The organism is Paenibacillus sp. J45TS6 (assembly GCF_018403285.1).
Taxonomy (GTDB): Bacteria; Bacillota; Bacilli; order Paenibacillales; family Paenibacillaceae; genus Paenibacillus.
In genome coordinates this window covers 1-256 of record NZ_BOSJ01000101.1, presented here as the reverse complement: position 1 = coordinate 256, position 256 = coordinate 1, and the positions used below count along the sequence as shown (strand labels likewise).

The following is a 256-nucleotide window of genomic DNA, read 5'->3' as shown; positions in this document are numbered from 1 at the left end:
AAGGCAGATGCTCTCCCAGCTGAGCTAAATCTCCATATAAAGTGACCCGTAGGGGATTCGAACCCCTGTTACCTCCGTGAAAGGGAGGTGTCTTAACCCCTTGACCAACGGGCCTTACTGTATTAAACATCCTAAAAAGTTCGCAACGGAGAAAGAGGGATTCGAACCCTCGAGACGCTTGTGACGCCTACACGATTTCCAATCGTGCTCCTTCGGCCAGCTCGGACACTTCTCCAAAAGTGGCTCCCCGAACAGG

General features: G+C 52.0%; 2 tRNA genes. Both read right to left on the bottom strand.

Going from position 1 to position 256, the window contains the following annotated elements:
• Window positions 1–42: 42 nt before the first annotated feature.
• Window positions 43–114: transfer RNA gene (locus tag KJS58_RS25205), tRNA-Glu, on the bottom strand.
• Window positions 115–146: 32 nt separating this feature from the next.
• Window positions 147–235 (bottom strand) — tRNA-Ser (locus KJS58_RS25200).
• Window positions 236–256 lie beyond the last annotated feature (21 nt).